Genomic DNA, 24588 nt, shown 5'->3' with positions numbered 1-24588 from the left:
GTGTCGCAAGTTGCGTCACTATCTGCGCGGTAGTTCGACCCCGGTGACGAATTCAGTGGAGCCGGCAGAACGCCCGCCGGACGGTGGCTGCAAGGGCCGCTCTCCGCCGGTCGTGATCGGCGACGGGTTCGCTGGTGTCGGCGGTGTGAATGATCGCCGCCTGAGCCCACGTTCCGGCCAGCGCGATGAGCATGGACCAGATGTCGGCGGCATCCACGTCCTCGACCAGCAGGCCGCCGCGTTGGGCGTCGGCGATCGCGGCGAATTTCACGTCGTCGTGGTCCGGCCTGCGGTCGAACAGTGGCCCGACCGGTGTCCGTTCCAGCCGGGCCCACGTCAACAGGCGCACCAGCATGGGGTCACCGAGGTACATGTCGTACAGCTTGATCGCGTAGCCGGGCAGGTCCTCGGGCGTGAACGCGATGTTCGCGATGTCGGCATCGACTCGAGTGTCGAATGCGACGTCGAACAGGGCGTCCTTGTTGCCGAAGTAGCTGTAGATCAACGATTTGTTCGACGCGGCCGCCGCCGCGATTCGGTCCACCCGTGCCCCGGCGATGCCGTGCGTCGCAAATTCCTCGGTGGCTGCGGCCAGCAACCGTGCGCGGGTGGCGGTCGAATTTCCCATACGAGAACCCTACATTTCCAACTGGTTGGTTGAAAAGCGTCTCTAGAACCGCTACTGTTTCCAACCAGTTGGTTACTTTCTGAAGGGATGCGAACGTGCGAACAACTATTGGGTACCGGGCTGTCGACGAGTCCTTGCCGCTCGAACAGTGGACATTCGATCGACGGGATCTGCGCGACGACGATGTTGCCGTGCGAGTGACGTACTGCGGGGTGTGCCACACCGATCTGCACTCGACGCGGAATCCGGGAGACTTTCCTGTGGTGCCCGGGCACGAGTTCGTCGGTGAGGTGACCGAGGTCGGATCCGGTGTCACGGAATTCGCCGTCGGCGACGCGGTGGCCGTGGGAAACATCGTCGATTCCTGCGGCACATGCGACATGTGCACTGCCGGGCAGGAGAATTTTTGCCGAAAGTTCCCGACGCTGACCTACGGCGGACGCGACCGGCACGATGGAACGATCACTCGCGGTGCGTATTCCGATGAATACGTGGTACGCGATCGCTTCGTCTATCATCGCCCCGAAAACCTGGATCCCGCCGCTGTTGCACCCCTGATGTGTGCAGGTATCACCGTGTGGGAACCGTTGCGCCGGTGGAAGGTCGGCCCGGGCGTGCGGTTGGGTGTTGCCGGAATCGGCGGACTCGGTCATCTGGCGGTGAAGCTCGGTCGCGCACTCGGGGCCGAGGTCACCGTATTCACCACCAGCGCAGCCAAAGCCGCTGATGCGAAGACGTTGGGAGCGCATCACGTCGTCGTGTCCACAGAGGAAGCCGAGATGGCTCAGCAGAGAGGTGCGCTGGATCTGATCATCGATTGTGTGCCCGTCGAGCACGATCTCGCGCCCTACCTGAACACCCTCGCGCTCGACGGAACCCTGTGCACCGTGGGCTATCTCGGCTCCACGAGCGTCGACTTCATGGACCTGCTGATCGGCCGGAAAAGTCTGGCGTCGGCGGGCAGTGGTGGACGCCGCTACACCCAGGAACTACTGGATTTCTGCGGCGAGCACGGCATCGTCGCCGAGGTGGAGACGATGCCGTCCGCTCAGGTCAACGTGGCCTTCGACCGGTTGGCGGCCAACGATGTTCGATACAGATTCGTACTCGACATGTCGGACTTGCCGGGCTGACCTATGTGAGTGGAGCCTGCGGAACGACCGCAGGCTCCTCACTCACATGCGGCGGAGCCGCTCAAGCAGTTGCGCGACGCGGCAGCTTCCAGTCCGGACGAACCCAGTGGCAGGTGTAGCCCTCGGGGTACTTCTGCAGGTAGTCCTGGTGCTCGGGCTCGGCCTCCCAGAAGTCTCCGGCCGGGGTCACCTCGGTGACGACCTTGCCCGGCCACAGTCCCGACGCGTCGACGTCGGCGATCGTGTCCTCGGCGACGCGCTTCTGCTCGTCGTTCAGGTAGAAGATCGCCGATCGGTAGCTGGCACCGATGTCGTTCCCCTGGCGGTTCTTGGTGGACGGATCGTGGATCTGGAAGAAGAACTCCAGCAGATCGCGGTAGGACGTCTTGGTGGGGTCGTAGACGACCTCGAGGCCCTCGGCATGGTTGCCGTGGTTGCGGTACGTCGCGTTGGGGACCTCGCCGCCGGTGTATCCGACGCGGGTGGAGACCACTCCCGGAAGCTTGCGGACGAGCTCCTCGGCTCCCCAGAAGCATCCTCCGGCGAGAATTGCGGTTTCGGTGGCTGCAGACATCGTCACTCCTTGGGCTCTATCGATCGATACATGGGGTCCAACGAACGAGCGGCCGTCATAATTCCGAGTCGTGGGGGCGCTCGCCGACCTCGAGAACCAGTTTGCCGGTGTTGGCACCATCGAACAACAGGTTCAGTGTGGATCCGAAAGCGGCGACGCCGCCGATCTCGATCTGCTCGCGCGCTGTCATCCTGCCGCTGGTGAGCAGTTCGGACAGGGCGTCGATGCCTTCCTGGTACCGATCGAGGTAGTCGAAGATGATGAAGCCCGTCATAGACGCACGATTGATCAACAGGGACAGATAGTGCGCAGGACCGGGCTGGGGATCGGTGGCGTTGTAGCCGGAGATGGCCCCGCACAGCACTACTCGCGCGCCCTTGCGTAGACGTGAGAGGGCCGCGTCCAGGATCTCACCGCCGACGTTGTCGAAGTACACGTCGATCCCCTTCGGCGCAGCTGCCTTCAGGCCCTGGTAGACCGACTCGTTCTTGTAGTCGATCGCCGCGTCGAAGCCCAGCTCCTCGGTGAGCCAGGCGCACTTCTCGGGTCCACCGGCAATGCCGATCACAGTGGCTCCCTTGGCTTTCGCGATCTGACCCGCGATGCTCCCGACGGCACCGGCGGCCCCCGAAATGACGACCGTGTCACCCTCGGTCAGCTTCCCGACATCCATCAGGCCGAAGTACGCCGTCAATCCGGGGAATCCGAGGGCTCCGAGCCACGTGGGTGCCGGTGCGACGGATTCGTCGACCTTCTGCACTCCCGTGCCGTCCGACACTGCATGCTCGGTGACGCCGAAGGAGCCCGAAACAATCTCTCCCACAACATAATCAGGATTCCGAGATTCGAGAACCCGGCCGACGGCATGAGCGCGCATCACCTCGCCGATGCCGACGGGCGGCACGTACGACCGTGCATCGTTGAGCCAGCCGCGCATCGCCGGGTCGAGAGAGACGTAGTCGACGGTGACGACGAACTCGCCGTCGCCCGGGGTGGGAATCGGCTCCTCGGTGAGATCCCACGTCGAATCGTCGGGACGTCCCACCGGGCGCTGAGCCAATCGGATCTGACGGTTCACAGAAGTCATCTACCGTTCCTTCCACATCGAAGACATGCATGTCGAAAACAGTGCACTTCGACACTAGGGCAGAATGACGTCACGATGACCAACGCGCCGAACACCACCCGCCTCGCCCCCCGACTTGTTGCCAGCGACGTCGACGGCACCTTGCTCGACCAGCACGAACGCGTCACCGAACGCACCAAGCGTGCCGTCTCGGCCGTGGTGGCCGACGGCGTCCCGTTCGTGCTGTCCACCGGCAGGCCACCGCGGTGGATTCAGCCGGTCGTCGACCAGTTGGGATACGCACCGATGTCGGTGTGCGCCAACGGTGCGGTGATCTACGACGCGGCCACCGATCGCGTGCTCAGCGCCGAGACGTTGTCGGTCGAGACACTGCAGTGGTTGGCCGACGTCGCCTACCGCGCGTTGCCCGGCTGCGGTCTGGCCGCCGAGCGAGTGGGGGAGACCGCACACGACTCGGCCACGCCTCAGTTCGTCAGTTCACCCGGCTACGAGCATGCGTGGCTCAACCCCGACAACGTCGAAATGACCGAGAACGACGTCGTCGATGTCCCCGCGGTGAAGCTGCTGATCCGGCTCTCGGCATCGACCAGTGGCCACATGGCCGACATCCTCTCGCCGCTGATCGCCGGACGCGCCGACCTGACGTTCTCCACCGACAACGGGCTCATCGAGCTGTCGGCCCCGGGGGTCACCAAAGCGTCGGGATTGGCCAAGGTGGCCGAGACACTGTCGGTCGACGTATCGGACATCGTCGCGTTCGGTGACATGCCGAACGATGTGCCGATGCTGTCGATGGTCGGACTCGGCGTTGCGATGGGCAACGCGCACCCGGCTGCCGTCGCGGCCGCCGACGAACAGACCGTCACCAATGCGGAAGACGGAGTGGCGCAGGTTCTCGAACGCTGGTGGTGACGCTTCGGTCGTGGAGCACTTCGAACACGAGGAGGGCCGAGTCACCACGGTGACTCGGCCCTTCTTGCTGTTGGATCTCAGCCTGCGGGTGCAGGCTCCGGTGCGGGGGCAGGCTCCGGCCCGGGTGCCGGTTCCACCGGTGCCGCAACGGGGTTCTGCATTTCCGCGTTGTAGGTGTCGTTGTACGTCTTGATCACGGTGGTGACGATTCCGGTGAGTTCGTTGAAGATCAGCGAACCGTTCTCGAAGTCCGTCCGGAAGCCCTCCGGCACCTTGAACTCGTCGGTGATCGGGAGACCGAGGATGCCGTCGACGCCACCCTGCTGCAGGTACTGCTGGAATATCTTGCCGATGACGGCCACGGCCTGACCGGCCATGTTGGTGATGATCTCGCCGTTCTGGAACTGCGCCTTCTCACGGCCGCCGCTCACCTGCACCAGGCCGCTCACCGGCACACCGAGTGAGCCGGTCTCGCCGCCCGAGGCCAACCATTTCTGCGCGACGGGGCTGGTCGCAGCGAGCCGCTGCAGCTCGGCGACCAGTGCCGGAATGTTTTCGCCCAGAGTGGAACTGACGTCGGTGCCCGGGCGTGACGGAGCCGGGTCGGTCACCACGGTGTCGGGAGTGGTGTCGGTCGTATCGGGGGCCGCCGGTGCGGCATCCCCTCCGCCGAGGTTGGCTGCGGCGATGTCGCGAATCTCGCCGAGGCGGGCGTACCCGGCGTCACCGGGGCATTCGGTGTTGCCGACGTCGCGGTGCCCGAAGATCACCGGCAGATCGACGGTTTTGCCCTTGCCGATGAACGTGAAATCCGTTCCCTCGGAGGTCATCGTCGTGGTTCCCTTGGGATCGAGACCGGCCTTGCCGAGTCGCCAGCCGAGGAACTTACCGACCGAGTCGACGGTCTCCTGCGACGGATCCTGGGTGGAGTAGTCGCCCATCATGGCCACGCCGACGGTGTTCTCGTTGAATCCACCTGCGTGCGCACCCTGAACCGGCTTGTCCAAGCCGCCTGCGCGGCCCTCGAAGATCTGGCCGTACTTGTCCACGAGTGCGTTGTAGCCGATGTCGCACCAGCCCAGGGTCTGGGCGTGGTACGCGTAGATCGCGCGGACGATCTCGGCGGATTCCGCCTTGGAGTAGTCGTTGCTGCCCGCGGTGTGGTGCACGGTGGCACCGCCGATGAAGTCGTCGATTGTCGGTGTGGCACAACGGATCGACTCGTCGGCACCCCACTGAGCGCGGGTGATGACGTTGGGGCCCGAATCGCCGGCCACCGGGGTGGCGAGGTCGCTGAGTGCAGAGTCGGCCGGGGACGTACCGGGAGTGATGAGCACGGCGCTGATGTCGTCGACCGCCGCAGCCAGCTGCTCGGCAGAATTCGCCTGGCTAGGATCCGCTGCCGGATCTGCCGGTGCAGGCTCGGCCGCAGCCGGATCCATCGCGGCTGGATCGAGTGCGGCTGGATCGAGCGGGGCCGGATCTTGCTGGCGCAGTGGCTTGCTGGACGATGCCGGGGTGTAGCCGAGGGGCTGTTCCGCAGCGACAGGGGCTTCCGCGGGAGCATCGCTCGGCGCGTCGGCTGCCGGCAATTCGACCACCGGGACCTCGGGAACAGGCGCACCCGCAAAGCTCTCGGGAGCGGCGCTGCTCGTCAGCGGCGTCAGCAGCACCTGCACGGCTTTCGTCAGTCCGACGAAGATCGGTTCGGTGCCCTGCTTGTCCGCAGCGGGAACGGCGTCGCTCGCCGTGGTGTCCACCGGCGCGGTCTGCAGCCACGGGCCCCAGGATCCGTCTTCGAGCTGCCGGCGAACCTGTGCAGACGCGCCGTTCAGCTGCTCGGAGGTCAACGCCACCATGCTGAACGGAGTGTCCTGGGAAATTTCCTTCACTGCCGCTCCGAGCGGAGGCCCGGTGGGGTCGGCAGCTTCAGGGTTGACCGGCGCCGATGCGTCCACCCTGGGAATCGGTGCCTGTGCGGTGGCACCACCGGGCGCGGGCGTGGTCAGGCCCGGAATGTCGGGGATCTGGATCGGCGGGATCACGATGGAATCCGGCAACGGCAGGTACTTCAGATCGGAGAGCCGTAGATCGGGCAGCGGCAGGCCGGTGAGCTCCTGCAGCGGAATCACGATGTCCGGTGCTGCGCTCAGCGCGGTCTCGACGATCTTCGTCGGCACGGTGACCGGGGTTGTCTCGTTGGCCGGTCGAACTCCGGTGGTCGTGCTGTCTGTCAGGCCTGCGACCGCAAAAGGGGTCGCGACGGCGAGTAGTGCGACAGCACCGAGAACGATCGACGGCTTCGTTCGACGGTTCGGCAAGGCGGTACTCCCTGGTTGTTGGTAGGTACGCGTCGTAGGATCTCCATTGCTGAACAACATCAATCACATCAGCAACATGAGTCCCATCAGACACAAGGCTAAACCTTAGCTTGACAGTTAGCCACACCCGGGAAGTTGCGGCGGCGCGGCGCGTCGGACATTTCACCCGGGTCGTTCCGCAGGCTCCACTCCTGCACACCTGGGTCATGCCGCAGGCTCCACTCCTGCACACCTGGGTCGTTCCGCAGGCTCCACTCCTGCCGACCTACGCTCTACAGCTGTGACTGTGCACTTCATCGGAGCCGGACCAGGTGCTGCCGACCTGCTCACGCTGCGGGCCGTCGAGTTTCTACGATCCAGCCCGGTCTGCGTCTACGCCGGTACCTACATCGACGACGCGATCCTCGAACACTGCCCACCCGGTACCCGGCTGGTCGACACCGCGAAGCTGGACCTCGATGCCATCACCGCCGAACTCGTCGCTGCCCACGAGCGCGGCGAGGACGTGGCCCGCCTGTGCTCGGGCGATCCCTCCCTCTACTCCGCACTGGCCGAGCAGTCCGCCCGACTCGACGCCTCAGGCGTGCCCTGGGACGTCACCCCCGGTGTGCCTGCCTACGCCGCTGCTGCCGCGTCACTGGGCGTCGAGCTGACGGTCCCCGAGGTGACGCAGTCGGTGGTGCTCACCCGTGCGCAGGCGCGCTCGACGGCGATGCCCGATACCGAGGCGCTGAAGAACTTCGCCGCCACCCGCGCCACGCTGGCGTTGCACCTGGCGATCACCCGCACCCGACTCATCGCCGACGAACTGAGCGAGTTCTACGGGCCGGAGTGCCCCGCCGTGGTCGTCTTCCATGCCAGCAAGCCGGACGAGCTGATCCTGCGCGGCACCTTGGCCAATATCGCCGATCAGGTCGAGTCCGCGGGGCTGCGTCAAGCAGCAGTGATTCTCGTGGGACCCGCCCTGGCTCGACGCGTCGTCACCGAATCGCACCTCTACGACGCATGCCGGGACCGATCGTGAAGATCCACCTGATCGGCATCGGCGGTGGACATCCGGATCAGGTGACCGTTCAAGCCGTGGAGAAGCTCCGGGCCGTGGACGTGTTCATCGTGGCCGACAAGGGCGCGTCCGTCGGCGATCTCGGCGCGGCCAGACAACACATCCTCGAGCGCCACCACGGTGGCAGCTACCGGGTGATCGAGGTACCCGACCCCCCGCGTGACCGCTCGCCCCGGCAGTACGAGACCGCTGTCCTCGACTGGCACGACGCCCGCGCCCAGGCCTACGCCGATGTGCTCGACGGTCTCGCCGACGGCACCGTCATCGGGTTCCTCGTCTGGGGAGACCCGGCGCTGTACGACAGCACCATCCGCGTCGTCGAGCGGTTGGCTGCACTGCGCGGCGACATCGAGTTCGATGTCACACCGGGCATCTCCAGTGTGTCGATGCTGGCGGCGAGCCACAGGCTCGTACTCAATCGCATCGGCGGACCGATCGTCATCACGACCGGCAGGAACTTGGCGGGCGACGTCGCTGCCGGTCTGGACAACCTGGTGGTCATGCTCGACGGCAACCTGGCCTGCAGTGCGCTGACCGGCGCGGGGTGGGGCATTCATTGGGGTGCCAACCTCGGCACGGTCGACGAGAAGCTGGTGGCGGGTCCGCTCGACGACGTGCTCGACGACATCCGCCGCGCCCGCGACGAGGTCAAAGCGGCGCACGGTTGGGTGATGGATACCTACCTGCTCCGTCGCCTGCCCAGTTGACACCCGACCGGCCGACCGACGCCTGGTGGGGTAGAGCGGTCACGATCGTCGGATACCCTGGTTGCCCGTGACTGCTGTGAGCTCCGAGACCACCTCTTCCGACGCCTCCGCGACCGGCCGATACGACTTGATCGTCGTCGGATCCGGGTTCTTCGGGCTGACTGTGGCCGAACGGGCGGCGTCCCAGCTGGGCAAGCGTGTTCTGGTGCTCGATCGTCGGCATCACCTGGGTGGCAACGCGTACTCCGAGGCCGAGCCCGAGACGGGTATCGAGATCCACAAGTACGGCGCGCATCTGTTCCACACCTCGAACAAGCGGGTCTGGGAGTACGTCAACCAGTTCACCGACTTCACCAGCTACCAGCACCGCGTCTTTGCTCTGCACAAGGGTCAGTCGTATCAGTTCCCGATGGGCCTCGGCCTGATCTCGCAGTTCTTCGGCAAGTACTTCTCGCCGGCCGAGGCGCGGGCACTCATCGAAGAGCAGTCGAACGAGTTCGACTCGAAGGACGCGCAGAACTTCGAGGAGAAGGCGATCTCGCTGATCGGGCGTCCGCTGTACGAGGCGTTCATCAAGGATTACACCGCCAAGCAGTGGCAGACCGATCCGAAGAATCTGCCAGCGGGCAACATCACCCGGTTGCCGGTGCGCTACACGTTCGACAACCGCTACTTCAACGACACCTACGAGGGCCTGCCGGTCGACGGCTACACCGCGTGGCTCGAGAAGATGGCCGCCGACGAGAAGATCGAGGTCCGGTTGAACACGGACTGGTTCGACGTGCGGGAGCAGATCGTGGCCGAGAGCCCGGACGCCCCGATCGTGTACACCGGCCCGCTGGATCGCTACTTCGACTACTCCGAGGGCGAATTGGGTTGGCGCACAATCGACTTCGAGACCGAGGTGCTTCCGACCGGTGACTTCCAGGGCACGCCGGTGATGAACTACAACGACGGTGACGTGCCGTTCATTCGTATCCACGAGTTCCGTCACTTCCACCCCGAGCGCGAGTACCCGAACGACAAGACGGTCATCATGCGCGAGTTCTCCCGCTTCGCGAAGAGCGGCGACGAGCCGTACTACCCGATCAACACTCCCGACGACCGGAGCAAGCTCGAGGCATACCGTGATCGGGCCAAGGCAGAGGCAGCTTCCAACGGTGTGCTCTTCGGAGGGCGACTCGGGACGTACCAGTACCTGGACATGCACATGGCCATCGCCAGCGCGCTGAACATGTACGACAACACCCTGGCCCCGCACTTCGAAACGGGTGCATCCCTCGGATCGGACGACAAGTCGGAAGGCAACGCATGACACCCAAGCATCTCCTCGAAGACGGGCAGGAGCGAAGCCTGCAGGCGCGACCGGAAAGCGGTGCGGACGTGGTTCCAGTACTCGGAAAGTCCCTGCTGCAGCGCGTGCTGCTGCCGCGTTCCGGCGAGCCGCTCGACGTGCGGACGCTGTACCTCGAAGAAGCGAAAACGAATGCGCGGCGGGCGCATTCGTTGAGCCGGACCTCCGTTGCTATCGGCGCCGAGTCCGAGGTGTCGTTCTGCACCTACTTCAACGCCTTCCCCGCGAGCTACTGGCGTCGCTACAGCACCCTCACATCGGTAGTGCTGCGTGTCGAGGTTTCCGGGCACTGCCGCATCGACGTCTACCGGTCCAAGGCCGACGCGTCGCGCATCCACGTCGAGGGCCGTGAAGCCGTCGACGGCGACGACGCACAGGAGTTCGTCATCGACCTGGCCCCGTTCGAGGACGGCGGCTGGATCTGGTTCGACATCACCTCCGACAGCGAGGTAGTCGTCGAGAGCGCCGGCTGGTACGCGTCGGTCGATGCCCCGGGTGAGGCGTCGGTCGCCATCGGAATTCCGACCTTCAATCGACCCACCGATGCGGTGAAGGCTCTGGCTGCTCTGGGTTCCGACCCGCTCGTACTCGACGTGATCAAGGCCGTCATCATGCCCGATCAGGGCACCCGCAAAGCGAGGGACGAGCCGGGATTCGAGGAAGCCGCAGCCGTCCTCGGCGACCGTCTCGCCATGCACGACCAGGCCAACCTCGGTGGATCCGGCGGCTACGGGCGCATCATGTACGAGGCCCTGAAGACCACCGACTGCCCGTTCATCCTTTTCATGGACGACGACATCGAGATCGAACCCGATTCCATCCTTCGCTCGCTGGCCATGGCTCGGTTCGCCAAGGTGCCCACGCTCGTCGGTGGGCAGATGCTCAACCTGCAGGCGCGTAGCCACCTGCATGTGATGGGCGAAGTGATCAACCCGAAGAACTTCATGTGGACCGCGGCGAAGAACGTGGAATACGACCACGACTTCAGCGAGTACCCGCTACGCACATCCAAGCTGCTGCACCGCCGCATCGACGTGGACTACAACGGCTGGTGGATGTGCATGATCCCGCGCGTCGTCGCCGAGGAGATAGGACAGCCGCTACCGCTGTTCATCAAGTGGGACGACGCCGAATACGGTCTGCGGGCCAAGAAGGCCGGTTACCCGACGGTGACCCTGCCGGGTGCGGCGATCTGGCACATGGCGTGGAGCGACAAGGACGACGCCATCGACTGGCAGGCCTATTTCCACCTACGCAACCGTCTCGTCGTGGCCGCACTACATTCCAAGACCAACGGCCGCGACCTGGTACTGGACACCGGCAAGGCGACGGTCAAGCATCTGTTGTGCCTCGAATACTCGACCGTGGCGATTCAGAACCTCGCCATCCGCGACTTCCTGGCCGGCCCCGAGCACATCCTCGAGATCTTGCCGACGTCACTCGGTGACGTGCACGCCCTGAGGAAGACCTACTCCGACGCCGTGGTCATCGGTTCGTCCACCGATCTGCCCGTGCCGTCGCACGAGGACGTGGGCAACGTGAGCCTGCCCACCAACGTCGGCGCGATTGCCGGTCGGCTGGTCAAGGGCCTTTACAAGAACGCAAAGCCTGCGCGGGCAGATCACCTCGAGCGTCCGCAGCTCAACGTCCCGACTCTCGACGCGCGCTGGTTCCTCCTCTCCCAGGTCGACGGCGTCACCGTCACCACTGCGGACGGCCGGGGCGTCGTCTACCGCAAGCGCGACCGAGCCCAGGCTGCGGCATTGCTCAAGGAAGCGGTGTCGTTGCGCAAGCAGTTGGCAGCCGAATTCCCCGCCCTCAAGGCTCGATACCGAGATGCCGCGCCGCAGCTGACCAGTAAGGAAACGTGGGAACGTGTCTTTCGTTACCAGGCGTAAAGGCCAGACTGAGGTGCCGACGGAAGTCCGAATCCTGGAGAAGGTGCAGAGCACCGTCGGCAGCGCGCCCGGCGCGATCGCCGTCGCACGCGGGATGTCGCATTTCGGCGAACACGCGCTCGGCTGGGTGGCGATCGCCGGCATCGGTGCTGCGCTGGACGCACCGCGTCGACGGCAGTGGGCGTCGGTGGCCGTCGGTGCCGTCGGCTCACACGCCGCGTCGATCGTCATCAAGCGCATCGTGCGGCGGCCGCGTCCTTACGATCCGTCCGTGCGCATCAATGTCTCGACGCCCAGCAAGCTGAGCTTCCCGTCCTCGCATGCGACATCCACCACAGCGGCCGCGGTTCTCCTCGGCCGGGTGACCGGGCTACCGTTACCGGCGGTCCTGGTCCCACCCATGCTGCTCTCGCGCTTGGTGCTCGGAGTCCATTACCCCACCGATGTGCTGGCCGGATCGGCCCTCGGCGCGTTGACGGCTGCGGCCGTCGTGAAGTTCGAAGGAGACAAATGAGCGAGGATGCCGCACCCGTAGGCGCACCGCCGAAGAATCTGGCGGACGGCATCGTCAAGGCGCTTCGCCCGCGTCAGTGGGTCAAGAACGTGCTGGTACTGGCAGCGCCGCTGGCCGCGGGCTCGGTCACCGACCCCGACGTGCTGCTGTCCGTCGCGTTGGCCTTCGTGGTCTTCTGTTTTGCGGCCTCGGGCATCTACCTCGTCAACGACGCGCTCGATGTCGAGGCAGACCGCGCTCATCCGACCAAGCGTTTCCGACCGATCGCGGCCGGGGTGCTGCCGGTCAACGTCGCGTACGCGATGGCCGTGGTGTCCCTCGGCTTGGCCATCGGGCTCTCGTTCATCGCCAACTGGAAACTCGCCCTGGTCATCGGCGTCTACATCGCCATCCAGCTGGCGTACTGCTTCGGCCTCAAGCACCAGGCCGTGCTCGACATCTGCATCGTCTCGTCCGGTTTCCTGCTGCGCGCCATCGCCGGTGGGGTTGCCGCCTCGATTCCGCTCTCCCAGTGGTTCCTGCTGATCATGGCGTTCGGATCGCTGTTCATGGCGGCAGGCAAGCGGTACGCCGAGCTGCAACTGGCCGAACGCACCGGGGCCAAGATTCGTAAGTCGCTCGAGAACTACACCACCACGTACCTGCGCTTCGTGTGGACGCTCTCCGCGACGGCGGTCGTCATCTGTTACGGCCTGTGGGCTTTCCAACAGGACGCCGAAACCGACTCCAACTGGTTCGCCATTTCGATGATTCCGTTTACCATCGCAATCCTGCGATACGCAGTGGACGTAGACGGCGGCGAGGCAGGCGAACCCGAAGAGATCGCGTTGGGAGACAGGGTTCTGCAGCTACTCGCCATAGCGTGGATCGGAGTGGTTGGTGTCGCTGTCTACCTCGCCTGACCAGCGAGATACGCGGGAGGAGGACTCCGCTCGGGGATCGATCACCAGGCCCGTGTTCTGGATCGGGGCCGTGGTCACCGGAGCGTTGTTCCTCTGGGGTGCGTGGGAGCGCCGCTGGATAGCCGACGACGGTTTGATCGTGCTGCGCACCGTCCGCAACCTGCTGGCCGGAAACGGCCCGGTGTTCAACGCCGGCGAGCGCGTCGAGACCAACACCAGCACCATCTGGACCTACCTCGTGTACGCGGGCAGTTGGCTGACCGAGGCGCGCCTCGAGTACGTGGTGCTGACGATCGCTCTGGTGCTGTCCACCGCATCCGTCGTCATCGCCATGATCGGCACGTTCGCCCTGCGTGGTCGCACCGCGAAGCGGACTTTGTTCCTTCCCGCAGGCGTCCTGGTCTACGTCGCTGTTCCCCCTGCTCGCGACTTCGCGACGTCCGGTCTCGAGACCTGCCTGGTCATCTTCTGGTTGGCGACGCTGTGGTTGCTGATGGTGCGCTGGGGCCAACGCCGCAGCGGTGGCGTCGAACTGCTGTTGCTGGCCTTCTTCGCCGGTCTGGGCCCGCTGGTGCGCCCGGAACTGTCCATCGTCGCCGTGTTCGCGCTGGCGATGATGTTCCTGGCTCCGCAGACCTGGCTGTCTCGATTCCGTGTGTTCGCTGTCGCCGGAGCCGTGCCGGTGCTCTACCAGATCTGGCGCATGGGGTACTACGGCCTGCCGTACCCCAACACCGCGGTGTCCAAGGATGCTGGCGGAGCCAAGTGGTCTCAGGGATTCGTGTACCTGTTCAACCTGGTGGGGCCGTACCTGCTGTGGCTGCCGCTCGCACTTCTCGTGGTGGCCGCGGCGCTGTCGGTACCGCGAATTCGACTGTCCGTGCCACGGTCGCCACGCGATTGGCTCGCTGCGCTGCGGACGCCCACTGCCGTCGTCGTGTTCGCCTTGATCAGTGGTGTCGTCCTGGCCGTCTACGCCATTCGCGTCGGCGGCGATTTCATGCACGGCCGAACGTTGTTACCGGCATTGTTCACGCTGTTGTTGCCGATTTCGGTATTGCCCGTTGCTTTACCGAATCGCTGGTCCAAGGACCGGGCGACGGCGGTATTCGTCGCCGACCTCGTCGTCTGGGGTGGCATCGTCGTGTGGGCGGTCGCGGCCGCGAATACGACGGGGATGCCGCAGGGCACGACCGTCGGCCGGAGTGGCATCGTCGACGAGCGAGCCTTCTATTCCCTCAACACGGGGCACGCTCATCCGATCCTGGCCTCGGACTACCTCGACTATCCGTGGATGCGGGCAATGGTTCGGACCATCGACGACACTCCCGATGGCGGTTTGCTGCTGGCACCCGCGCAATACACCTACTGGGATGTCGTCCCGCCGCCCCTCCCGATCCCAGAGGGTGGTGTCGGTCACACCGTGTATTTCCTGAACTTGGGAATGACGAGTATGAACGTCGGTCTCGACGTGCGGGTCATCGATCAGATGGGTCTCGCGTATCCGCTGGCATCGCACACGGAGCGGCTCGAGGACGGCCGCATCGGTCACGACAAGCGCCTCTATCCGGACTGGGTCGTTGCCGATCTCGGTCTGGTTGCCGTTCACCCGTTCCTGCCCTGGTACATGGACGAGGACTGGGTCACCGAGGCTCAGGTAGCCCTGACCTGCCCCGATACCGAGGAATTGCTCGCGTCGTATCGGGCACCGTTGACGAAGGACCTCTTCGTGAGGAATTTCAAACGCTCTTTCTTCTACGCCGGATACCGGTTCGATCGAGTGCCGAAATACGAAATACAACGATGTGATCTTCCGGCTCCCATATTGAAAGCCGATAATTAGATGTCAGGACACGAGACGATCACCGGGTTGCGCCGATTCGGTCTCGACGCCAAGATGAGCTGTCTCGATCCTGTAACGGACGACGTACTTCGTGCGATATGTGCGGAGGATATGTATGCGCCAGACCCTGGGTCGTGCGCACACATGTAAAACTTGCGAGATCAATCGTTGATTGCGTAACCGATGTGACGAAGCTGCTGAGAGGTCGAGTGCATGCTGGGTAGATGGAAGAGCCGGTCCGAGGACAAGCGAGCGGGGTCCTGGGGACGCCGCGCCGCCACGTCCATGCTGATGGCGGTGGTCCTGCCACTGGGATTGGCTGTAGCGGGTGGTGGCGCCACTGCCAACGCGGCGTTCGACCAACGGGCTATGGACGTCTGGACCGACTCCAGCATGGGCCCGATCAAGAGCCGCGTCTGGCGGGCAGCGGACGGCAACACCGACCGCGTCGTCTACCTTCTCGACGGTCTGCGCGCCACCACCGACATCTCCGGCTGGGAGCACGAGACCGACGCCGGTGCAGTGCTGGCCGGCTACAACATCAACGTGGTTCAGCCGGTCGGCGGACAGTCGAGCTTCTACTCCGACTGGTACGCGCCGTCCAACTTCAACGGTCAGAAGACCACCTACAAGTGGGAAACCTTCCTGACGCAGAACCTGCGCGAAAACCTGCGCGCCAACTACGGCTTCAACCCCAATCGCAACGGTGTCATCGGCATCTCGATGGGTGGCTCGGCCGCTCTGACGCTCGCCGCGTACCACCCCGACCAGTTCAGCTACGCGGGCTCGCTGTCCGGCTACCTGAACATCTCGGCGCCCGGTATGCGCGAAGCGATGCGTCTGGCGCTGCTGGACTCCGGTCGCTACAACATCGACGCGATGTGGGGCCCGCCGTGGGATCCGGCATGGCTGCGCAACGATCCGTTCGTCTTCGCACCTCGTCTGCGCGACAACGGCACGCGTGTCTGGGTCTTCGCAGGTAGCGGTTTGCCCGGCGGACTCGATCGCCCGCGAAGCTTCATCGACTACTACAACACCGCGAACGGCATGGGCCTCGAGGCCATCGCCCTGGCGAACAGCCGCGCATTCCAGATCCGCATGGCGAGCATCGGTGCCAACAACGTCACCTACGCGTTCCCGGCCGTCGGTACCCACCAGTGGGGCTACTGGGGCGAGCAGATCCGCGTCATGGCTCCGGATCTCAGCGCCAACATCGGGTAGCCGACCGCCCGCACCACATTTCGGTCGTGTCGCCCGCTTTTCGGCCCTTAGTGATAACTCACGACTTTTCAGGGCTGTTCAGCGGGGACGACGCAGGATAGTCTCCTGTTTCGGGGAAACGGCGAGATGAAACTGCGACGCTGATCACAGTTTTGCCTTGGAACCGCTCGATGGAATAACCTCCATCGAGCGGTTCTCCTGTTCTCAGCAGAACCTCAGCTTCTCGAGACTTCGGTCTTGTCAGCATCCACAGCTTCACCTCGGCCTCACGGGGCCACCAGTTCGCCCTGTTCGATTGCCGGGGGCCGCTACGACAGCGGAGACCGCGTAGATGAGAGAGAGCACGATTCATGCGATTTGCCGGCCTCAGCAGTAACCCGAAGGCGTCCTCGCGCTGGCGTCAGCGTCTGCTCGGCGTGGGTGCCGCCGCACTCGTTCTGCCTATTGCAGCCGGTGTCGTCGGCGGTGCGGTCGCAGTCGCTGCCCCCACTGCCGTCGTCCATCAGGCCCCGGCCGGTGGCCGCGAGGACCTGATCGTTCCGTCCGAGATGGGACCCATCAAGGTCCAGGTTCAGTGGGCGGCCCGGGGCGGAAACGCTGCTCTCTACCTGCTCGACGGCCTGCGCGCCCGTGACGACCGCAACGCATGGACGTTCGAGACCAACGCGCAGGACCAGTTCGCCAACGACGACGTGACCCTCGTCATGCCCGTCGGTGGTCAGTCCAGCTTCTACAGCGACTGGTACACCTCGTCGAACTTCAACGGCCAGGAAGTCACCTACAAGTGGGAGACGTTCCTGACGCAGGAGCTCCCGGCGTTCCTCGAGAACTACGGTGTCTCGCGCAGCAACAACGGTGTCCTGGGACTGTCCATGGGTGGTTCCGCGGCCCTGACGCTCGCCGCGTACCACCGCGATCAGTTCAAGTTCGCCGGCTCGCTCTCGGGCTACCTGAACATCTCGGCGCCCGGCATGCGTGAGGCCATCCGCGTTGCGATGCTCGACGCAGGTCGCTTCAACGTCGACTCCATGTGGGGACCGCCGTGGAACCCGGCGTGGCTGCGCAACGACCCGTTCGTCTTCGCGCCGCGTCTGCAGGGACTGTCGCTCTACATCTCGGCAGCCAGTGGCCTGCCCGGACAGTTCGATCGTCCGTCTGCGCCGATCGATTTCTACAACACCGCCAACGGCATGGCCCTCGAGGCGCTCTCGCTCGCCAACACTCGTGCATTCCAGATTCGCATGGGCGCGTTGGGCATCCCGGCCACCTACAGCTTCCCGGCCAACGGTATTCACGCCTGGCCGTACTGGGGAGCCGAGCTGTGGAAGGCCCGTACCCAGATCCTGGACGCACTCAACGCCTGATTTTTTCGGGTAGTCGATGGTCCGAGAATGCCGCCCTGCATCTGTGCGCCGGGCGGCATTTTCTGGTTTCGAGGGATCGATTCCATCACCTCTGTTCACAATTGCACCATCAGTAACAGCGCGTCTGCTGTCCGTCGCCATCCGGCACGTGTAGAAAGACATACGAAGCATGTCTCCTCACGAGACCTTCGAGAGTTCACGTCGAAAGAGAGTCACCGTTATGCGCACTGGGCTTGTTCGGTTCGGTCGAATCCCCTCGGCCGGCACACGGGCCGGACGAGCGGCAGCAGCACTGGCCGTCACATCCGCGCTGATGATCCCCTTTGCGACCACGACGGTGGCGGCCGCAGCTCCGATTGCGCTGACAGCTCCGATCGCCCAGGCCGGACCCGCCTACACCCAGACGTCCGGTGCCACCGTGACGTCGGTGGACTGGCTTTCCGATCGTCGCGTCGCGCTGTGGATCCAGTCGCCGTCGATGGGTACGCCCATCCAGGTTCAGCTGCTGCTCGCTCGTGACTGGAACATCAACCCGCAGGCGACGTTCCCGCAGGTTTACATGCTCGACGGCCTACGCGCGACCGATCAGGAGAACGGCTGGACGGCCGAGACCGACGCCGAGTCGTACTTCGCCGACAAGAACGTCAACGTGGTCCTCCCCATCGGCGGCCAGTCCAGCTTCTACTCCGACTGGGTCGATCAGGACAACGGCAAGAACTACCAGTGGGAGACGTTCCTGACCAAGGAGCTCCCGCCGATCCTGGCCAAGGACTGGCGCAGCACCGACACCCGCGGCGTCGTGGGACTGTCGATGGGAGGCACGTCGGCGATGTTCCTCGCAGCGCGCAACCCCGGTTTCTTCAAGTTCGCCGGCTCGCTGTCGGGAATCCTGACCACCACTTCGCTCGGAATGCCGCAGGCCATCCAGTACGCGATGACCGATGCCGGCGGCTACGACTCCAAGGCCATGTGGGGCGCACCGTCCAATTCCCTATGGGCGCAGCATGATCCGTACCTGCTGGCCGACAAGCTGAAGGGCGTCAGCCTCTACATCTCCAGTGGCAACGGCTCCACCGGACCGTACGATCAGCCGTCGCCCATCCCGGGTGTGAGCACCAACTATGCAGGCATGGGCCTCGAGATCCTGTCGCGATTGACCTCGCAGACGTTCGCCACCAAGCTCAATCAGCTCGGTATCCCGGCCCAGGTCAACTACCGTCCTTCGGGCACGCATTCGTGGCCGTACTGGCAGTTCGAGCTGCACCAGTTGTGGCCGCAGCTCGCCACCGCACTCGGCGTCGAGGTGGACAAGCCAGCGTGCAGCGCTGCCGGACTGATCGGCAACGCCAGCGGAGCCAACTCGTGGCTCGGCCCGTGCCTGACCGAGGAATACAACGTCGCAGGCGGGCGCGCGCAGGACTTCACGTTCGGTCGAGTCTTCTTCACCCCTGACACCGGCGCGCAGGTGGTTGCCGGAGCAATCGGTGGCATCTACCAGGGCAACAAGGGCCCCGAGGGTGCGCTCGGTTTCCCGAAGACCGGCGAGATCGGTACCCCGGACGGTCGCGGACGGTTCAACGCTTTCCAGAACGGCATGATCTACTTCACGCCGCAGACCGGTGCTCACGTCGTCAAGGGGCCTGTGCTCGACGAGTGGGCAGCGCAGGGCTACGAGGGCGGGCCCCTGGGCTACCCGGTGCTGGACGAGGTCGTGACTCCGAACAAGCCCGGCTCGGTTCAGGGATTCGAGATCGGTGCCATCTACACCTCGGCCGATGCAGGAGTGCATTCGGTGCAGGGCATGATTCTCGGCAAGTACGGTGAATTGGGTTGGGAGAGTGGGCCTCTCGGGTTCCCCAAGTCCAACGAGATCGGCCCGATCCGGGACGGCGGACGCTTCAACCAGTTCGAGACCGGCAACATCTACTGGAGCCCACTCAGCGGTGCCTGGTCCACCCCGTACGGTCCGATCTTCGACGCCTGGGGATCGGTCGGTTACGAGGGTGGCCGCCTCGGCTACCCCACCAGCGACCAGTTCGACATCGACGGTGGCGGTAAGCAGCAGAACTTCCAGTTCGGCATCATCACTGTCAAGGACGGCGTGGCGACGATCGCACCGTGACCCGCGGAGTGCTTCGGAGTCGGTCACGGCTTCAGAGTTCTCTCAGAGCGTGGCTGTACGCTCGCCTGCGACCCGACGACCGAAGGATTTTCGATCGATGACGCGTAACTCTCTGGCCAGAACTCTGTCCCTCGGCGTCTTCGCCGTGGCCGCGAGCTCGATGCTGGTGGCCTGCGGAAGTGACGACTCGACGGCCACCGGGGCCCCGACGAGCACGACCACAGTGGCTGCGACGACAACCGAGGCGAGTTCGACGACGTCGGCGGCGGAGAGCACCACGCTCGCCCCGACCACGAGCCCGGGTGAGGCGGCCACTGCGCCGCCGGAGCAGCCGCAACCCGTCCCCGACGACTTCCCGGGTCCGACCGAGAGTCAGATCGACGACCGCGGTCAGAGCTTCCTCGAGGAGCTGAAGAAGCAGGGCATCACGCCGGCAGGAAACGGTGACATCGCGGTCTCGACGGCCAATTACATCTGCGCCGCGCAGGCTCAGGGTGTGGCGGCGGACGAGATCTCGACCTACGTCACCGCGAACGTCGGCGTCGAAGCCAGCGCAGCCGGGACCCAGATGAACGAGACACAGGCTCAGCAGGCTGCCCAGACCTACATCACCGCCGCGCAGGCAACGTACTGCAGGCCATAGATCCACGCTGATGGAGATGCACGCCGATGGCCAAGCGTAAGCGCAGGATCCTTCCGGTGATCGCCGTTGCGGTGATCGTCGGATTGATCATCGTTGCCCTCTGGTACCTACTGGCAGGACGGTTGCCGAAGGGCCCGGATACTCCGGTGCCGCCGCCGGGACCGGAAGAGCCGACGTCACAGCCGGCGGACTGCCCCGATGTACAGGTCATCGCCATTCCCGGTACCTGGGAGTCGTCGTCCACCGACGATCCGTACAACCCGACGGCCAACCCGGTGTCGCTCATGCTCAACGTCACCCGTCCGTTGCAGGAGCAGTTCCCCGGATCGCGCGCCGACGTCTACACCGTGCCGTACGTGGCTCAGTTCTCGAATCCCATCGCTCTGCCGCCGGACGGTCAGCAGTCCTACAACAACAGCCGCACCGAGGGTAAAGCTGTGGCCGTGCAGAAGATGACCGAGGTGAGCGCGCGGTGCCCGCTCACCAACTTCGTGCTGACGGGCTTCTCCCAGGGTGCGGTCATCTCCGGCGATATCGCGTCCGACATCGGCGCGGGCAATGGGCCCATCTCCGCCGATCGCGTACTCGGGGTGACCCTCATCGCCGACGGTCGACGCGACGGAGTCTCGGGTACCGACATCCCCGCACCGCTCGACGGCGTCGGTGCCGAGGTGGCACTCGGGGGACTCGACCTGCCCGGCATCACCATGACGGGGCGTCGGGACGGCGGGTTCGGTGCACTCGACGACCGCACCAACCAGATCTGCGCACCCGGGGACCTGATCTGTGCCTCGCCGTCGGATGGCTTGTCGCTGGGCAACATTCCGCAGAGCATCCAAATTCTGATCGGTGCGGCCGGCAATCCCGTGCACGCGTCCTACAACAGTTTTGTCGTCGACGGTTCCGGCACGACGGCTACGCAGTGGACGGCGGCGTGGGCTGCCGGACTGATCGAGAATGCTCCGACACCCGCGCATTCGTGAGTATGTGCCGTTCATAACGGACACATCACAATGCGGCGTGTCGCGAACTATTGCCGCGCACAAACCTGAGCCCGGCAACCCCCAGCCGGTGTGTTCCATTCCGGCGAGCGGCTAGAGTGACGCCTTGGACCTGCGCAGATCGGCCCCGGCCGGCTGCGTTCAGCGCCCTACCGACCAGCTACTTTCAGACCGCTTCACGCTCGAAGACCCCCGAGGAGAGCATTAGATGAGTTCCGCCGAGGCCGCGACCGCCGGGCCGCGCAAATTCCGATTCGCTGCAGGCGGAGAGGGAAACGCCGAGGAGGGCGGGGCTCGGAAATTCATCAAGCTGGCGCAACAGGCCGAGGAATTGGGTTACGACAGCTTCATGATTCCCGATCATCTGGGTAATCAGGTCGGTCCCATCGCAGCCCTCGGCGCACTTGCCGTCGCCACCGACAAGATCCGGCTCGGCACGGCAGTGTTGGCGAACGGCTTTCGGCATCCCGCCGTGCTGGCCAAGGATGCGGCGACCATCGATGTGCTGTCGGGTGGTCGCCTCGAACTCGGTCTCGGTGCGGGCTGGATGCGCGAGGAGTACGACAAGGCCGGCATCACGTACGACCGTCCTGGAGTGCGAATCGAGAAGCTCGAGGAGACCCTGGAAATTCTCGACGTGCTCTTGCGCGGTCAGGAATGCAATTTCGAGGGCAAGCACTACACGATCTCCGGACTGAAGGGCAGCCCGCGGCCGCGCCAGGGGCCGCGTCCGCCGATCTGCATCGGCGGCGGCGGACCGAAGATGCTCGCTTTGGCGGCCAAGCATGCCGACATCATCTCCGTGGTGCCGAGCACCTCGAAAGAAGGCAAGCTGCTGCTGTCCGGCATGACCATCGAGAAGACCCTCGAACGCGTCGAGCTGATTCGCGCCGCAGCCGGAGACCGGTTCGACGACATCGAACTGAACTGGGCGATCACCACCATCGTCGTGACCGACGATCGAGAGCAGATGGCAGAGATGGCGCTGGCCGCCCTCGACAACGGCTACCCGCCGAACGTGGACGTCGACGTCAAGCTGACCGTGGAGGACATCCTGTCGTCCCCGTACCTCGCATTCGGTACGTACGAAGAGATCGCCGATCAGATCCGTAACGTTCGCGCGCGGACGACGATGTCCTATGTCGGGGTTTTCCCTACTCAAATGGAAGCATTCGCGCCGGTTGTCGACTTGCTGAAAGGCGAGTGACGAAGGCACGTGTCGGTACCATGTAGCTGGCCTCGAAGCCAGGTGCCAAACCGACACCGGTAGAGCTACTAGTCAGTAACATACAAAGCTGTTCGATGTCCGTGCTTGTGCAGTCCGGCGTGCGGGTTCAGTCCACGCAGGCCGGACGGCAGCGGATTCGTGTCGGAGGAGATTGAAGTAATGAGCCATAATTTCGATGATTTCATCGATGAGAACGGCCACATCACCATCGGTGAAGGGCAGACACTCGTCCGCCACGTCGAGGTGAACGTTCAAGAGAATTCCGACACGCTGGCGTACCGCTTCGTCGACTACTCCCGCGAGCGTGACGGCGAGGCGCACGAGCTGACCTGGGCCGAGTTCGGAATCCGACTCAAGGCGGTTGCGGCCCGTCTGCAGCAGGTCACCCAGCCCGGCGATCGAGTCGCAATTCTGGCTCCGCAGGGTCTCGAGTACGTCGTCGCGTTCTTCGGCGCAATCTACGCGGGAACCATCGCGGTGCCGCTGTTCGATCCCGACGAGCCCGGACACACCGACCGCCTGCATGCCGTCCTCGGTGACTGCAAGCCCAGCGCCATCCTCACCGCAGGCAACTCGGCCGCCGGTGTGCGTGCCTTCTTCCGTGCGCTGCCCGCCGCGGAGCGCCCCCGCATCATCGCCGTGGACGCCGTCCCGGACAGTGTGGGCGAGACGTGGGTCGAGCCGACGGCGACGCTCGACGACATCGCCTACCTGCAGTACACATCCGGCTCGACGCGAACCCCGGCCGGCGTGGAGATCACCCACCGCGCAGTGGGCGTCAACGCGCTGCAGATGGTCGACAGCATGGAGATCAACCACGATTCCCGCGGCGTCACCTGGCTGCCGATGTTCCACGACATGGGTCTGCTCACCGTCATCCTCCCGGCGCTCGGTGGCAAATACATCACCATCATGAGCCCGCGCGCGTTCGTGCAGCGGCCGTGGCGCTGGATCAAGGAACTCGCTGCGGTCTCCGACGGCGCAGGCACGTTCGCTGCGGCACCGAACTTCGCGTTCGAGCACGCCGCCCAGCGAGGGCTGCCGAAGAACGGCGAGAGCCTGGATCTGTCGAACGTCATCGGCCTGATCAACGGCAGCGAGCCCGTCACGACGTCGTCGATGAAGAAGTTCAACGATGCTTTCGGCCCCTACGGTCTGCCGAAGTCCGCCATCAAGCCGTCCTACGGCATGGCCGAGGCCACGTTGTTCGTCTCCACCAGCAAGCACTCCGACGAGGCGAAGGTGGTCTACGTCGACCGCGTCGAGCTCAATGCAGGCAACTTCGTGGTCGTCGCCCCCGATGCACCCGGTGCCATCCCGCAGGTGTCCACCGGAACGGTCGCCCGCAGCCAGTGGGCAGCCATCGTCGATTCCGAGACCGCCACCGAGGTTGCCGACGAGCACGTCGGCGAGATCTGGTTGCACGGCGAGAACATCGGCCAGGGCTACTGGGGCCGCGAGACCGAGACCACCGAGACCTTCCACAACAAGCTCGTGCACCGCAACGCCGAGGGCTCGCACGCAGACGGTGCCCCCGAGGGCGGCAACTGGATGCGCACCGGCGACTTCGGTGTTTATCACGACGGCGAGCTCTACATCACCGGTCGCGTCAAGGACCTGGTCATCGTCGACGGCCGCAATCACTACCCGCAGGACCTCGAATTCTCGGCTCAGGAAGCCAGCAAGGCGCTCCGGCCCGGCTTCGTCGCGGCGTTCGCCGTCCCGCTCAATCAGCTCCCCGACATCGTGTTCGAGTTCAGTGGTGCCGCCCTGACGAAGGATTCGGACGACAGCTCCGAACAGCTCGTCATCGTCGCCGAGCGCGCTCCGGGCTCCGGCAAGGCGGACCCGCAGCCGATCGCCGACGAGGTGCGCACCGCGGTCTCCGCGCGGCACGGCGTCACGGTGCGCGACGTCCTGCTCGTGCCCGCCGGTTCCATTCCGCGTACCTCCAGCGGCAAGATCGCCCGGCGGGCCTGCAAGGCCGCCTACATCGAGGGCACTCTCCGCGGCGGCTACCAGCAGACGGCATTCCCGGACGCCGAACTGCCCGACTGATCTCTGGGCCTCCCG

20 protein-coding genes are annotated in these 24588 nt (G+C 64.8%); 16 read left to right on the top strand and 4 right to left on the bottom strand.

The genetic code is table 11. The annotated features are described in order from the left end of the window. Positions 1 to 52 precede the first annotated feature (52 nt). Positions 53 to 628 (bottom strand): TetR family transcriptional regulator, encoded by a 576-nt coding sequence (locus ASG84_RS12245; protein ID WP_057477311.1) that lies wholly within the window; start codon positions 626 to 628, stop codon positions 53 to 55. Positions 629 to 723: 95 nt separating this feature from the next. Between ASG84_RS12245 and ASG84_RS12240 the strand changes: the two genes are divergently transcribed. Then, complete coding sequence (locus ASG84_RS12240; RefSeq protein ID WP_057477310.1) at positions 724 to 1761, top strand: NAD(P)-dependent alcohol dehydrogenase; 1038 nt, start codon at positions 724 to 726, stop codon at positions 1759 to 1761. A 61-nt stretch (positions 1762 to 1822) separates the two neighbouring features. Here the strand turns inward: ASG84_RS12240 and msrA are convergent, their stop codons facing one another. Continuing rightward, positions 1823 to 2335, bottom strand: a complete 513-nt coding sequence (gene msrA / locus ASG84_RS12235) for a peptide-methionine (S)-S-oxide reductase MsrA (protein WP_057477421.1) — start codon at positions 2333 to 2335, stop codon at positions 1823 to 1825. Positions 2336 to 2390: 55 nt separating this feature from the next. After that, a complete protein-coding gene (locus tag ASG84_RS12230; protein WP_057477309.1) occupies positions 2391 to 3422 on the bottom strand; it encodes an NADP-dependent oxidoreductase in 1032 nt (343 codons plus the stop codon). A 75-nt stretch (positions 3423 to 3497) separates the two neighbouring features. On the opposite strand from ASG84_RS12230, the gene ASG84_RS12225 reads away from it, so the two are divergent. After that, complete coding sequence (locus tag ASG84_RS12225) at positions 3498 to 4334, top strand: Cof-type HAD-IIB family hydrolase (protein WP_057477308.1); 837 nt, start codon at positions 3498 to 3500, stop codon at positions 4332 to 4334. Positions 4335 to 4411: 77 nt separating this feature from the next. On the opposite strand, the gene ASG84_RS12220 is transcribed toward ASG84_RS12225, so the two are convergent. Beyond that, positions 4412 to 6655 carry a peptidoglycan recognition protein family protein gene (locus ASG84_RS12220; RefSeq protein WP_057477307.1) on the bottom strand — a complete coding sequence of 748 codons (2244 nt, stop codon included), beginning with the start codon at positions 6653 to 6655 and terminating at the stop codon, positions 4412 to 4414. Between the two features lie 280 nt (positions 6656 to 6935). On the opposite strand from ASG84_RS12220, the gene cobM reads away from it, so the two are divergent. The 14 genes from cobM to fadD32 all read left to right on the top strand — a co-directional run bounded on the left by cobM (position 6936) and on the right by fadD32 (position 24573). Further along, positions 6936 to 7679 (top strand): precorrin-4 C(11)-methyltransferase, encoded by a 744-nt coding sequence (cobM, locus tag ASG84_RS12215; RefSeq protein ID WP_057477306.1) that lies wholly within the window; start codon positions 6936 to 6938, stop codon positions 7677 to 7679. Then, positions 7661 to 8425 carry a precorrin-6A synthase (deacetylating) gene (gene cobF / locus ASG84_RS12210; protein WP_057477305.1) on the top strand — a complete coding sequence of 255 codons (765 nt, stop codon included), beginning with the start codon at positions 7661 to 7663 and terminating at the stop codon, positions 8423 to 8425. Before cobM ends, cobF begins: the two co-directional genes overlap by 19 nt. Before the next feature lie 67 nt (positions 8426 to 8492). Continuing rightward, a complete protein-coding gene (gene glf / locus ASG84_RS12205; protein ID WP_057477304.1) occupies positions 8493 to 9740 on the top strand; it encodes a UDP-galactopyranose mutase in 1248 nt (415 codons plus the stop codon). After that, the gene (locus tag ASG84_RS12200; protein WP_057477303.1) at positions 9737 to 11677 is read left to right on the top strand and encodes a glycosyltransferase; all 1941 of its coding nucleotides are present in this window, start codon (positions 9737 to 9739) and stop codon (positions 11675 to 11677) included. Before glf ends, ASG84_RS12200 begins: the two co-directional genes overlap by 4 nt. 13 nt (positions 11678 to 11690) lie before the next feature. After that, positions 11691 to 12191: a phosphatase PAP2 family protein gene (locus ASG84_RS12195; RefSeq protein ID WP_057477302.1), complete on the top strand. Its 501-nt coding sequence runs from the start codon at positions 11691 to 11693 to the stop codon at positions 12189 to 12191. Beyond that, positions 12188 to 13093 (top strand): decaprenyl-phosphate phosphoribosyltransferase, encoded by a 906-nt coding sequence (locus ASG84_RS12190; RefSeq protein ID WP_057477301.1) that lies wholly within the window; start codon positions 12188 to 12190, stop codon positions 13091 to 13093. Before ASG84_RS12195 ends, ASG84_RS12190 begins: the two co-directional genes overlap by 4 nt. Next, the gene (gene zomB / locus ASG84_RS12185; protein WP_057477300.1) at positions 13071 to 14936 is read left to right on the top strand and encodes a flagellar motor control protein ZomB; all 1866 of its coding nucleotides are present in this window, start codon (positions 13071 to 13073) and stop codon (positions 14934 to 14936) included. The genes ASG84_RS12190 and zomB overlap by 23 nt, the downstream gene beginning before the upstream one ends. A 213-nt stretch (positions 14937 to 15149) precedes the next feature. Further along, positions 15150 to 16157: an alpha/beta hydrolase gene (locus ASG84_RS12180; protein ID WP_200936560.1), complete on the top strand. Its 1008-nt coding sequence runs from the start codon at positions 15150 to 15152 to the stop codon at positions 16155 to 16157. Between the two features lie 350 nt (positions 16158 to 16507). Then, positions 16508 to 17521: an alpha/beta hydrolase gene (locus tag ASG84_RS12175; protein WP_057477299.1), complete on the top strand. Its 1014-nt coding sequence runs from the start codon at positions 16508 to 16510 to the stop codon at positions 17519 to 17521. Between the two features lie 220 nt (positions 17522 to 17741). Then, complete coding sequence (locus ASG84_RS12170) at positions 17742 to 19643, top strand: alpha/beta hydrolase-fold protein (protein ID WP_057477298.1); 1902 nt, start codon at positions 17742 to 17744, stop codon at positions 19641 to 19643. 97 nt (positions 19644 to 19740) lie between these two features. After that, positions 19741 to 20286 carry a DUF732 domain-containing protein gene (locus tag ASG84_RS12165; RefSeq protein WP_057477297.1) on the top strand — a complete coding sequence of 182 codons (546 nt, stop codon included), beginning with the start codon at positions 19741 to 19743 and terminating at the stop codon, positions 20284 to 20286. Between the two features lie 26 nt (positions 20287 to 20312). Then, the gene (locus ASG84_RS12160; RefSeq protein ID WP_057477296.1) at positions 20313 to 21269 is read left to right on the top strand and encodes a cutinase family protein; all 957 of its coding nucleotides are present in this window, start codon (positions 20313 to 20315) and stop codon (positions 21267 to 21269) included. 226 nt (positions 21270 to 21495) lie between these two features. Next, positions 21496 to 22494 (top strand): LLM class F420-dependent oxidoreductase, encoded by a 999-nt coding sequence (locus ASG84_RS12155; protein WP_032381083.1) that lies wholly within the window; start codon positions 21496 to 21498, stop codon positions 22492 to 22494. A 180-nt stretch (positions 22495 to 22674) separates the two neighbouring features. Continuing rightward, complete coding sequence (gene fadD32, locus ASG84_RS12150) at positions 22675 to 24573, top strand: long-chain-fatty-acid--AMP ligase FadD32 (RefSeq protein WP_057477295.1); 1899 nt, start codon at positions 22675 to 22677, stop codon at positions 24571 to 24573. Positions 24574 to 24588 lie beyond the last annotated feature (15 nt).

Source organism: Rhodococcus sp. Leaf278 (assembly GCF_001426085.1).
Taxonomy (GTDB): domain Bacteria; phylum Actinomycetota; class Actinomycetes; order Mycobacteriales; family Mycobacteriaceae; genus Rhodococcoides.
Note: the sequence above shows the minus strand (reverse complement) of the source record. Positions and strands in the feature narration are given on the sequence as shown.